General features: G+C 56.0%; 11 protein-coding genes. 6 read left to right on the top strand and 5 right to left on the bottom strand.

Annotated elements, in window-relative coordinates:
- Positions 1-17 precede the first annotated feature (17 nt).
- Complete coding sequence (clpS, locus tag QMG44_RS03640; protein WP_006174393.1) at positions 18-338, bottom strand: ATP-dependent Clp protease adapter ClpS; 321 nt, start codon at positions 336-338, stop codon at positions 18-20.
- A gap of 267 nt (positions 339-605) precedes the next feature.
- On the opposite strand from clpS, the gene cspD reads away from it, so the two are divergent.
- Positions 606-827 carry a cold shock-like protein CspD gene (cspD, locus tag QMG44_RS03635; protein ID WP_008499993.1) on the top strand — a complete coding sequence of 74 codons (222 nt, stop codon included), beginning with the start codon at positions 606-608 and terminating at the stop codon, positions 825-827.
- Between the two features lie 70 nt (positions 828-897).
- Here cspD and macB read toward each other — a convergent pair whose 3' ends face one another.
- Together macB and macA are read right to left on the bottom strand one after the other, a co-directional pair.
- Positions 898-2,838 (bottom strand): macrolide ABC transporter ATP-binding protein/permease MacB, encoded by a 1,941-nt coding sequence (macB, locus tag QMG44_RS03630; protein WP_020884837.1) that lies wholly within the window; start codon positions 2,836-2,838, stop codon positions 898-900.
- Positions 2,835-3,950 carry a macrolide transporter subunit MacA gene (gene macA, locus QMG44_RS03625; RefSeq protein ID WP_020884838.1) on the bottom strand — a complete coding sequence of 372 codons (1,116 nt, stop codon included), beginning with the start codon at positions 3,948-3,950 and terminating at the stop codon, positions 2,835-2,837. The genes macB and macA overlap by 4 nt, the downstream gene beginning before the upstream one ends.
- 159 nt (positions 3,951-4,109) lie before the next feature.
- On the opposite strand from macA, the gene QMG44_RS03620 reads away from it, so the two are divergent.
- Positions 4,110-5,066: a VirK/YbjX family protein gene (locus QMG44_RS03620; RefSeq protein ID WP_025204572.1), complete on the top strand. Its 957-nt coding sequence runs from the start codon at positions 4,110-4,112 to the stop codon at positions 5,064-5,066.
- Here the strand turns inward: QMG44_RS03620 and QMG44_RS03615 are convergent.
- Positions 5,063-6,721, bottom strand: coding sequence for an ATP-dependent endonuclease (locus tag QMG44_RS03615; RefSeq protein WP_014169354.1), 1,659 nt, complete (start codon positions 6,719-6,721; stop codon positions 5,063-5,065). The genes QMG44_RS03620 and QMG44_RS03615 overlap by 4 nt on opposite strands.
- Positions 6,722-7,010: 289 nt before the next feature.
- Between QMG44_RS03615 and aqpZ the strand changes: the two genes are divergently transcribed.
- The 4 genes from aqpZ to hcr all read left to right on the top strand — a co-directional run bounded on the left by aqpZ (position 7,011) and on the right by hcr (position 11,548).
- On the top strand, positions 7,011-7,706 hold the full coding sequence (aqpZ, locus tag QMG44_RS03610; protein WP_025204573.1) for an aquaporin Z: 696 nt from the start codon (positions 7,011-7,013) through the stop codon (positions 7,704-7,706).
- Positions 7,707-7,872: 166 nt separating this feature from the next.
- Entirely contained in the window at positions 7,873-8,772 is a 900-nt protein-coding gene (locus tag QMG44_RS03605; protein WP_086532730.1) for a lysine exporter LysO family protein, read from the top strand.
- A gap of 144 nt (positions 8,773-8,916) precedes the next feature.
- Positions 8,917-10,569: a hydroxylamine reductase gene (gene hcp / locus QMG44_RS03600; protein ID WP_086532731.1), complete on the top strand. Its 1,653-nt coding sequence runs from the start codon at positions 8,917-8,919 to the stop codon at positions 10,567-10,569.
- A 10-nt stretch (positions 10,570-10,579) separates the two neighbouring features.
- Positions 10,580-11,548, top strand: coding sequence for an NADH oxidoreductase (gene hcr, locus QMG44_RS03595; protein WP_086532732.1), 969 nt, complete (start codon positions 10,580-10,582; stop codon positions 11,546-11,548).
- Between the two features lie 57 nt (positions 11,549-11,605).
- Here hcr and QMG44_RS03590 read toward each other — a convergent pair whose 3' ends face one another.
- The gene (locus QMG44_RS03590; RefSeq protein WP_032677784.1) at positions 11,606-12,040 is read right to left on the bottom strand and encodes a DoxX family protein; all 435 of its coding nucleotides are present in this window, start codon (positions 12,038-12,040) and stop codon (positions 11,606-11,608) included.
- Positions 12,041-12,115 lie beyond the last annotated feature (75 nt).

The raw sequence follows: 12,115 nt of genomic DNA, 5'->3' as shown, positions 1-12,115 counted from the left end.
CCAAATTTTATGCCTTATCAGGCCTTTTCCAGCGTACACAGCAACGGATGCTCGTTCTCCCTCGCATAATCGTTCACCATCGCGACTTTGGTCTCCGCCACTTCGGCGGTAAAGATGCCGCAGATAGCTTTGCCACGATAATGAACGGTAAGCATCAGTTGCGTTGCACGTTCTACATCATAAGAAAAGAACTTTTGTAGCACGTCAATAACAAATTCCATCGGCGTGTAATCATCGTTCATTAACATAACTTTATACATAGATGGCGGTTTTAGCGCGTCACGCACTTTATCTTCCGCCAGCTGGTCAAAATCCAGCCAGTCGTTGGTCTTACCCATTTTGCATAACCACTTTGAATCTACCTCAGATGTTAGATAACAATCATCTATTACTGTCATCCGCGATGTCTGTCACAAACTGTTGCAATAGCGTTAACTGCTTCAAACTTTGGTTGATTATTGTCCCATCTCAAGCGCCAAACGCTTGACGACTTCTTTCGTTTCTCTAAATTGTACAAGCGTGAGATGGCGAGGTTTTGAACAGCCCCCACTCCACCACCGGTTCATTCCATCTTAACTTATAAGATTTACGAAGGATGTCGAAGCATGGAAATGGGTACTGTTAAGTGGTTCAACAACGCCAAAGGGTTTGGCTTCATCTGCCCCGAAGGCGGCGGCGAGGATATCTTCGCTCACTATTCCACCATTCAGATGGATGGTTACAGAACGCTCAAAGCCGGGCAGTCCGTCCGGTTCGATGTACACCAGGGACCAAAAGGCAATCATGCAAGCCTGATCGTACCCATTGAAGCAGAAACGGTCGCATAGCTCTCTGTTTTATTGTGTACATCCCGCCGTCAAAATGCCAGCCCGATCGGCTGGCATTTTTATTTTCAGCCTATTCGCGAGCCAACGCATCCACAGGATCCAGACGCGCCGCATTGCGGGCAGGCAGCCAGCCAAACAAAATGCCGGTAAAAGTCGAACACAAAAATGCGGTAAGAATGGCCACCGGCGAGAAACCAATCTCCCAGCCGGGTAAAAAAAGCTGCAGAGCAAACGCGATCATCATCGACAGCGCAATGCCCATCGCGCCGCCCACCAGACACACCAGCACCGCTTCAATCAAAAATTGCTGCAGCACATCGCTGGCTCTGGCACCGACGGCCATGCGGATGCCAATCTCCCGGGTACGTTCCGTGACCGATACCAGCATGATATTCATCACCCCGATACCGCCAACCACCAGCGAGATCACCGCCACCAGCGTCAGGAACAGCTGAAGAGTACGTGTGGTCTTTTCCGCCGTTTTCAAGAGACCGTCCATGTTCCAGGTGAAGAAATCTTTCTTCCCGTGACGCAACGTCAGCAGCCGTTCCAGCTGTTGCTCGGCCTGCGCGCTGTCGTAGCCCTCCTTCACGCGAACGGTGATGGAGTTCAGCCAGGACTGCCCCATAATCCGCCCGGAGATGGTGGTATAGGGCAGCCAGACGCGCAGGATCTTGCTGCTGCCAAACATCGACTGTTTCTCTTCCGCCACGCCAATCACCGTCGCAGGCATGTTTCCGACCAGGATAACCTCGCCCACCACGTTGGTTTTATTGGGGAAGAGCTGCCGGCGCGAGTTGGCGTCAAGCACCACCACCTGCGCCCGGCCCGCTAGCTGCTCGGCATTGAAGGTGGCACCTTCGCTGAAGGTCATGCCATAGACGTTAAAGTAATCGCCGCTGACGCCGTTGGCGCTGGCAGCAACGTCAACATTGCCTACCCGCAGACGGAGGTTTTGTGAGACCGCCGGCGTGGCCGAATTCACCCACGGCTGCTTCTGGATAGCCGCCAGATCGTCGTACTTCAGCGCCTGCTGATACTGCGGCTCGTCATCGCCAAAATCTTTGCCGGGATAGACATCAATGGTATTGGTCCCGATGGCCCGAATATCCGCCAGCACCAGCTGTTTGGCCGCGTCGCCCACGACCACAATCGACACCACCGAGGCGATACCAATGATGATACCCAGCATGGTCAACAGGGTGCGCATTTTATTGGCAGCCATCGCCAGCCAGGCCATGGTCAGCGCCTCACGAAACCCGCTGGAAAATTGTCCCCAGCCGGTTGACGCCGGCAGGACTTCTTTCGGCGCCGCCGCCCGGGCGTGTCGCGCCGGCGGGTTGCTGACCAGCTCTCCGTCGCGGATCTCAATGATGCGCTCGGCCTGTGCAGCCACCTGCGGATCGTGGGTAACGATGATGACCGTATGCCCCTGATCGCGAAGCTGGTGAAGGATCGCCATCACCTCTTCACCCGAATGGCTGTCGAGCGCCCCGGTCGGTTCATCTGCGAGGATCACCTGACCGCCGTTCATCAGCGCGCGTGCGATACTGACACGCTGCTGCTGGCCGCCGGAGAGCTGCGAAGGCTGGTACTCCACCCGCTCCGCCAGCCCCAGACGCGTCAGCAGCATCTGGGCGCGCTCAAGGCGTTTTTTCCGCTCGACGCCGGCATAGACCGCCGGCACTTCGACGTTCTGCGCCGCCGTCAGGTGAGAGAGCAGATGGTAACGCTGGAAGATAAAACCGAAATGTTCCCGCCGCAGTTTTGCCAGCGCGTCACCGTCCAGCGTGGAAACATCCATTCCGGCCACCCGATAGGTGCCGCTGGTGGGTCTGTCCAGACAGCCGAGAATATTCATCAGCGTCGATTTACCGGAGCCGGACGCACCGACAATCGCCACCATCTCGCCCGCTTCGACGCGCAGGGTGATCCCCTTCAGCACCTCAACCGGGCCATCACCCGACGGATAGCTGCGACGAATGTCATTCAGCTCAAGCAACGCCGTCATTTAGCGGCTCCGGGCAGGCTTTCGCTAGTGACAACCTCCTCACCCTCTTCCAGCCCTTTGACCACCACCACGTCGGTGTCATTACGCGCACCAATGACCACTTCTCGCTCACGCGTTTCGCCGTTGCGCAGCACTTTCACTTTATAGCGGCTCTCGCCGGTGGATTCACCCAGCGCAGAGAGAGGAATGGTGAGCACATTTTTCACGCCGGTAAGCTGAATGTGCACCTGTGCGGTCATGTCCAGACGCAACACGCCCTGCGGGTTAGGTACCTCGAAGCGCGCATAGTAGAAGATGGCATCGTTCACTTTTTCCGGCGTCGGCAGAATGTCTTTTAGCGCGCCTTCATAGCGCGTCTGAGGATCGCCGAGGACGGTAAACCAGGCTTTCTGCCCCGGTTTCAGATGAATAACATCCGCCTCTGAGACCTGGGCTTTCACCAGCATGGTGCTCATGTCCGCCAGGGTCAGAATGTTGGGCGCCTGCTGCGCCGCAATCACCGTTTGCCCCTGCAGCGTGGTAATTTGAGTCACTTCCCCGGCCATGGGCGCCACAATCTGCGTATAGTCGAGGTTGGTTTTGGCCGTATCCAGCGAGGCCTGGTTGCGCTTGATCTGCGCATCGATAGTCCCGATCTGCGCCTGCTTAACCGCCAGCTCGGTGGCAGCCGTGTCTAAATCTTGTTTCGAGATGGCCTGCGTTTTGGCCAGCGCCTGCTGACGCGTTAACGTCACCTGGGCCAGGTTACGCTCAGCCTGCGCCTGTGCACGCTGGGCACGCAGTTCCATGAGCGTGGCTTCCACCTCACGGATCTGGTTTTGCGCCTGCTCAGGATCGATAACGCCCAGCAGCTGGCCTTTTTTCACCTTGTCGCCAATCTCAACCGACAGCGTTTTCAACTGACCGCTTACCTGTGCACCCACGTCAACCTTGCGCAGGGCATCCAGTTTTCCCGTCGCCAGCACGTTTTGCTGCAGCTCGCCCGGACGGACAATCAGTGTTTGATACTGTGGTACAGGGGCATTCAGGATCTGCCATAGCCAGAACCCTCCCCCGATAACAATTACCGCCAGCAGCAGAAACCACGTTCTGCGTTTTCCCTTGAGGTTCATAAATATTCCAAATAAATGTTCTGGCAATTATAAACGTTGATTTTATCTAAACGACTCCTCAACGAAACCCCCGCGCACCGAAATTGCCTCAATTTGTTGATGAGTTATTGAAATTTCGCCTGCTGAAATAGTACCCTTCCTTCAGAAGCAGGATCTAACATGTCTTCCATCGTCGATACACTTATTTCTCATCAGCACCAGCCTAAATCCGGCTGGCAGCTCTTCAATAATCTGGCCTTCGGGAAGATCACTCCGGGGCTGGCATGGCAAAACCCCGCTTATCGACGTAAATTCATGCTCCGTTCGCTGATGACACCGTTCAGCACCACGCGTCTGCTGTCAGAGCTGGCAAAGCAGCCGCGCCTGATGCAAATGTTGCAGGTGCAACCGGGGCTGCCGTGCCGCCTGCACCGCCCGTGGTTAACGGTGGACATGGATCGCCGACAGGCGCTGGAATCGCTGACCTGGCACTACCAGACCATGACGCGCCAGCTTCCGGCAACGCTGGTCAAGGGTTACCTTTCGCCGCAGGGGGCAACCCTGCTGACCCTGACCGGAAAAGACGAACAGCAGTTTACTGTGCGCCTGTGCGCCGACGCCTTCATGGATAAAGAGGGTGAAGCCACCCTCGTCTTTTGTAACCATCAGAATACCGTGCTGGCGGAAATGACCTTCACGCTGTGCCCGTTTGAAGGAAAAACAACGCTGTTCATTGGCGGCCTGCAGGGGGCAAAAGCACATGTTCCACATGAACTGATCCAGGGGGCGACCAAAGCGTGTCACGGCCTGTTCCCGAAACGCCTGCTGGTTGAAACGGCAATGACGCTTGGCGCAGCTTTCCCGGTTGAGCATATTGTCGCGGTGAGTAACGCCACGCATATCTACCGCAGCTGGCGTTACCGCAAGAAAAAAGAGGGAAAATTGCTGGCCGATTATGACAGCTTCTGGCTCTCCCTCGGCGGGCAAAAACAGGATAACGGCCACTTCATGCTGCCGCTCGCCATGCCCCGTAAGCCGATGGAAGAGATTGCGAGCAAAAAGCGCGCTGAGTACCGCCGCCGCTATGCGCTACTGGACAGCCTGACGCAACACGTCACGCAGGCGACCCGCACTTAATCCGCTTTCCCGCGTGCCAGCCACAGCACGCGGGAGAACATCTTGCGCAGCAGCGTCGGCACGGACTCCACGCCACGTCTCCCCGCTTCCGTCGCCACCTCAATCGCTAAATCAGGTTTTGAAGAGCGGTGGATGGCTTTGGCAATCACGCGCCGCATGTTCATTGGCACATCCACCGGCACCATCGCAATCCGGTGGAACACGTCGTCGAACCCCTGACGGTACATAAAGTGCTCCATGTCCATGGCCGGCAGCATGGTTAAGTGGTCGCGCTCTTCTTCGCGCTCATTATTCAGCAGGCCACGCACGGTCGCGGCATATTTTTTTCCCGCCTCGTCACCATCCACCAGCACATGCCATTCAATGCCCATCCGCCGGGCGAATTTGATCAGCGGCTTGATCCCCGACTGGGCAAATTCGATGACCTTGATACCTTCGGCATCAAAATGGTGGCCGCACTGACGCGCCAGTTCGTTGATAACCCAGGTTTCCGTTTCTCCCTCAACCAGCAGCCAGCAGCGGGCGAACAGCGACGACGCACGATTAAAGCGGATGTGGAACGAGATACGACGTCCCTCTTCCGCGTTCATCCCGCCCGGCCCGAGGCGATAGGCGGTGACGCGGGAAGACTCACGTACCAGACGGCAGACGTGCTCGACCGGGGTCAGCGACAATAACTCGCCGGAATTGGTGGTGGTCACGCGCTGCAGCGGCAGCAGATTCAACAGGTGCCACGCCACCGAGAGCATGATCGGGTGCAGGCGCGTTTCCGGGTCTTCCACCAGCAGCAGCGGGCGGGCGTCACGGTCGAGACGAACGGTGCCCTTGGCCTGCAAGAGCGTCGAAAACAGCCCCAGCAAAATCACCCGATGGGTACGGCCACCGGGCCTGTCGATCATCCGGTTAATGATATCGAGGTAACGCCAGCTGCGTTGTTCATCGTGAGAGCGGCGGCGCATCAGACGATGGCGCGACTCCGACGTCCCCTGCTCGGAAAAATAGTGTTCCAGCAGTTGTACCATTGCCGACAACCCCTGGCGGATTTGACCATCGGTCAGATTTTGCGGACGCGCCACCAGCTCTCGCGCCAGGAAATCCAGCTCGCGGGCGGTCACTTCCACTTCCGGCATATTCGGTACAGTACCGTTGCGGATCCGCCGCATAAAACGCGCATCACGCAGGCGCAACACCGGCATCAGGCGAATCAGGTGGCGAGCCAGGTCGTCGATGTCATCCAGCGGAATAGGGTTGGCTTTCTCATCGAGGAAATCACGCAGGGTTAATACGCCCTCGTTTTCTGCCATCTCACCTTCCAGCCGGTAGAAAATCCGGTGGAAACCGTCGTCGCACGGGACCCAGCAGGGTGATAACGGCCGGAAGCGACGCACACGATGACGCCCCGGCTCGGATTCGCGGAACGTCAGAATAATGTGCAGGTGTTTTTCGCGGCCGTTCACATCGCCGGGAGGAAACCAGAAATCATCATGGGCAAAGTGATACAGATCGTCTTCGGGCGAAAGCAGCAGCGTCAGCGCATCCAGCAGGCTGGACTTACCCCACGCGTTCTCACCGATCAGGACGTTGTTCTGCTCAAGCTGCAGCGACAGGCGGTTAATACCGCGGAACCCAACAATTTCCACACGTTCGAGAAGCATAAATCCCCCGCGAGATGATCACTTTTTCCTTTAAGTTATCAGCAGTATAGCGGCAGGAACTTTGTCACGACAGCACAACCTTCGTGCTGTAGAGAATTGGTCTATGCTCTATTTACCGTCGATTTGAACAAGGAATGACATCACGTTGCCATAAATCAAATTAACCGAATTAATTTTAGTGGCGAAGGGATGTTTTTGTTTTTAAAATAATGACTCTTTGAGTCGTCATCCCTTTTTTGACGATATCCCGCACGCAGGAACGCGTGTGAAGTTTATTATTGAGGTGGTTATGTTTAGAAAATTAGCAGCAGAATGCTTTGGTACATTCTGGCTGGTGTTTGGTGGCTGCGGTAGCGCCGTTCTGGCAGCAGCATTTCCGGAATTAGGTATTGGTTTTGTCGGCGTTGCACTGGCATTCGGTTTAACCGTATTAACCATGGCGTTTGCCGTGGGTCATATTTCCGGCGGGCATTTTAACCCGGCGGTGACATTAGGTTTATGGGCGGGCGGTCGTTTCCCTGCTAAAGAAGTCATTGGTTATATTGTGGCCCAGGTTGTTGGCGGGATTATTGCTGCAGCGGTTCTGTACGTTATTGCCAGCGGTAAAGCCGGCTTTGACGCCGCCGCAAGCGGCTTCGCCTCAAACGGTTTCGGCGAACACTCCCCTGGCGGTTACTCCATGCTCTCTGCCATCGTGATTGAAATTGTGCTGACCGCAGGCTTCCTGCTGGTGATCCACGGCGCAACCGACAAACACGCCCCGGCGGGCTTTGCACCTATTGCCATTGGTCTGGCGCTGACGCTTATCCACCTGATCTCTATTCCGGTCACCAACACCTCCGTAAACCCGGCGCGCAGTACTGCCGTCGCAATTTTCCAGGGCGGCTGGGCGCTTGAGCAGCTGTGGCTGTTCTGGGTAATGCCAATCATCGGCGGTATTCTGGGCGGCGTGCTGTATCGCACCCTGCTGGAAAAACGCGATTAATTGCGTGTGCTGTCGGGTAGCACTTACGCTTACCCGACCTGCATGACAACACTCAGGCCGGGTCAGGCGTTGCTGCCACCCGGCTTTTTTGTTGCTCCTTTACCTGACAACGTTTATTGGGTAGTGTCTCTGGCGCTTAACAGATATTCACAAGGACCCGTTGTTCATGTTTTCAGGACTCCTCATCATTCTGCTGCCTCTGATTGTGGGCTACCTTATCCCGCTGCATCGCGAATCCGCGTTACGGCTTATCAACCGTTTTCTGAGCTGGATTGTCTACGTCATTCTTTTCTTTATGGGGATAAGCCTGGCGTTTCTGGATAATCTGGCCACCAATCTGCTGGCGATCCTGCATTATTCTGTCGTCACCTGCGCCGTTATTTTGCTGTGCAATATTGCCGCACTTTTCTGGCTTGAGCGCACTATTCCGTGGAAAAATCACCACCATCAGGAAAAACTGCCGTCACGAATTGCAATGGCGCTGGAATCTTTAAAATTATGCGGCGTCGTGGTGCTGGGTTTTGTTCTTGGGCTGAGCGGATGGAATTTTTTACAGCACGCGACGGAAGCCAGTGAATATACCCTCATTTTCCTGCTGTTCCTTATCGGTATTCAGCTGCGAAATAATGGCATGACGTTGAAACAGATTGTCCTTAATCGCCGTGGAATGATCGTCGCGGTTATCGTCGTCATAAGCTCACTGGCGGCGGGCGTGATTAACGCTTTTATTCTTGGCCTGCCGTTAAAAACCGGTCTGGCAATGGCCTCCGGATTTGGCTGGTATTCCCTTTCCGGTATTCTGCTGACCGAATCGTTCGGTCCGGTCATCGGGAGCGCCGCCTTCTTTAACGACCTGGCGCGAGAATTAATTGCCATTATGCTTATCCCGGGCCTGGTACGCCGCAGTCGCTCGACCGCACTGGGGCTGTGTGGCGCCACGTCGATGGACTTTACCCTGCCGGTTCTGCAGCGTTCAGGTGGGCTGGAGATGGTGCCTGCCGCCATCGTGCATGGCTTTATTTTGAGCCTGCTGGTTCCCGTTCTGATGGCCTTTTTCTCCGCCTGATACTCCTCTGGCGGTAGGCTTTCTGCCGCCAAAATTGCGCTAAATCAATCTCCCTCTATTTTGTAGAAGAAAGCCCTTTTCACCGTTCAGTCACAGGCATAATCTCAAACATGTATATCAAATATAACTTTAACAGGTGTGATTATGTTTTGTGTGCAATGTGAACAAACCATCCGTACCCCAGCAGGCAATGGCTGCTCTTATGCGCAAGGTATGTGCGGCAAAACCGCAGAAACATCAGACCTGCAGGATCTGCTGATTGCCGCCCTGCAAGGCCTTTCCGCATGGGCATTCAAGGCCCGCGAATATGGCATTATTGACCACTATGTAGACAGTTTCGCCCCCCGCGCCTTTTTCTCCACGCTGACTAACGTTAACTTTGATTCCCCGCGCATCGTCGGCTATGCCCGCGAAGCAATTGCGCTGCGTGAAGCGCTGAAAGCGCAGTGCCTGAGCGCCGATGCCAACGCACGGGTAGAAAACCCAATGGCAGACCTGAAGCTGGTGAGCGACGACCTGGGCGAGCTGCAGCGTCAGGCAGCAGAATTCACCCCCAACAAAGACAAAGCGGCGATTGGCGAGAACATACTCGGCCTGCGTCTGCTTTGCCTGTACGGCCTGAAAGGGGCCGCGGCCTATATGGAACACGCGCACGTTCTGGGCCAGTACGATAACGCTATCTATGCCCAGTACCACAAAATCATGGCGTGGCTGGGTACCTGGCCTGCCGAGATGAATCCGCTGCTCGAATGTTCAATGGAAATCGGCCAGATGAACTTCAACGTGATGCGTATTCTGGATGCCGGTGAAACCCGCACCTACGGCCACCCGACGCCGACGCAGGTTAACGTTAAAGCGACCGAAGGCAAGTGCATCCTGATCTCCGGCCATGACCTGAAAGACCTCTATAACCTGCTGAAGCAGACCGAAGGCACGGGCGTTAACGTCTATACCCACGGCGAAATGCTGCCCGCACACGGCTACCCGGAACTGCGTAAATTTAAACACCTGGTCGGGAACTACGGTAGCGGCTGGCAGAACCAGCAGGTTGAGTTCGCCCGTTTCCCGGGCCCCATCGTGATGACCTCTAACTGCATCATCGACCCCACCGTTGGCGCGTATGACGACCGCATCTGGACCCGCAGCATCGTTGGCTGGCCGGGTGTGAGCCACCTGGAAGGGGATGATTTCGGCCCGGTCATCGCCCAGGCGCAGCAGATGGGTGGCTTCCCGTACAGCGAAATCGAACATCTGATCACCGTCGGCTTTGGTCGCGAAACCCTGCTCGGTGCCGCGGATTCACTGATTGACCTCGTGAGCCGTGAAAAACTGCGCCATATCTTCCTGATTGGCGGCTGTGACGGCGCGCGCGGTGAGCGTAACTACTTCACCGATTTCGCCACCAGCGTACCGGAAGATTGCCTGATCCTGACGCTGGCGTGCGGTAAATACCGTTTCAACAAGCTGGACTTCGGCAACATTGAAGGTTTGCCACGTCTGGTCGATGCGGGTCAGTGTAACGATGCCTACTCTGCCATCATTCTGGCCGTCACGCTGGCGGAAAAACTGGGCTGCGGCGTCAACGATCTGCCGCTGTCGCTGGTGCTCTCCTGGTTTGAACAGAAAGCGATTGTCATCCTGCTGACCCTGCTCTCTCTCGGCGTGACCAACATTGTGACCGGCCCAACCGCACCCGGCTTCCTGACACCGGATCTGCTGGCCGTGCTGAACGAGAAGTTTGGTCTGCGTTCCGTGACCACCGTAGAAGAAGATATGCAGCAGCTGCTGAGCGCGTAAGGAGTTATTCATGACCATGCCAACCTCACAATGTCCGTGGCGGATGCAGGTTCATCACATCCATCAGGAGACGCCGGATGTGTGGACGCTGTCCCTGCTGTGCCATGACTACTATCCGTACCGTGCAGGTCAGTATGCGCTGGTCAGTGTCCGCAACTCAGCGGACACGCTGCGCGCCTACACGATCTCCTCAACGCCGGGCGTGAGCGAGTACATCACGCTCACTATCCGCCGTATCGATGATGGCGCAGGCTCGCAGTGGCTGACCCGGGACGTGAAGCGCGGGGATTACCTCTGGCTGTCGGGCGCACACGGGGATTTCACCTGTGACGATAAAGCGGAAGATAAATTCCTGCTGCTGGCCGCCGGGTGCGGCGTCACGCCGATCATGTCAATGCGTCGCTGGCTGGCGAAAAACCGTCCGCAGGCTGATGTTCAGGTGATCTTCAGCGTGCGCTCGCCGGAAGATGTGATCTTTGCCGAAGAGTGGCGTAACTATCCGGTGACGCTGGTGGCGGAACATAACGCAACCCACGGTTTTGTCGCCGGACGTCTGAGCCGTGAACTGCTGCAAAGCGTCCCGGATCTCGCGGATCGTACCGTGATGACCTGTGGGCCGGCGCCGTATATGGATATCGTTGAGCAGGACGTGAAAGCGCTGGGCGTGACCCGCTTCTTCAAAGAGCAGTTCTTCACCCCGGTCGCGGAAGCGGCAACCAGCGGAATTACGTTCACCAGACTGCAGCCTGCTCAGACTTTCTTTGGCCGGGTCGGCACCACGCTACTGGACGCGCTGGAAAGCAACAACGTGCCGGTGGTGGCAGCATGCCGTGCTGGCGTGTGTGGCTGCTGCAAGACCAAAGTGGTCTCCGGTGAGTACACCGTGACGAGCACCATGACGCTGACCGAGGCAGAAATCGCCGACGGATACGTGCTGGCGTGCTCGTGTCATCCACAGGGCGATCTTGTGCTGGCGTAATCAGCCAACGCGCGAATGACGGGGGTAAGCGCTCGCGTTTACCCCCGGTTAGTACGCCTACCGCCAGACCGGCGCTTTCCCCAACGCAAAACGCCCAGCGCCTAAACATGCTACCGCCAACGCACCGATAAAGAAGTACACCAGGCTCTCAATCGCCCAGGCACCTACCGCGTCCAGCGCAAAGGTTTCCCCCGTCCCGACCATCAGCCACGCCACAATCATGGTAAACGCCAGCACCAGTGCCGCCGGGCGCGTAAAAAGCCCAACGATAATCAGGACAGGTGCCACCACTTCGCCAATGAGCACGCCGTAGGCGATAAACCCCGGTAATCCTTTTTCCACCAGCATGCCGCTGATGAACCCCACGCCACCCAATAACTTGTGTAAACCGTGAAAAAGCATCAACCCACCGACGGCAAGTCGTAACAAGAGTTTGCCGGCATCGTCGCACGATAGCTTTTCATTAACAGCAATTAACAATGATTTAACCATTTGAAATGATTCCTGTTTTCATCTGTGTGATGACCAGATTATGCCGAATCATTGCGGGTGAAAAGCACCTTTTAA

Source organism: Enterobacter sp. 200527-13 (assembly GCF_027924865.1).
In the GTDB taxonomy this organism is placed as follows: domain Bacteria; phylum Pseudomonadota; class Gammaproteobacteria; order Enterobacterales; family Enterobacteriaceae; genus Enterobacter; species Enterobacter ludwigii.
Note: the sequence above shows the minus strand (reverse complement) of the source record. Positions and strands in the feature narration are given on the sequence as shown.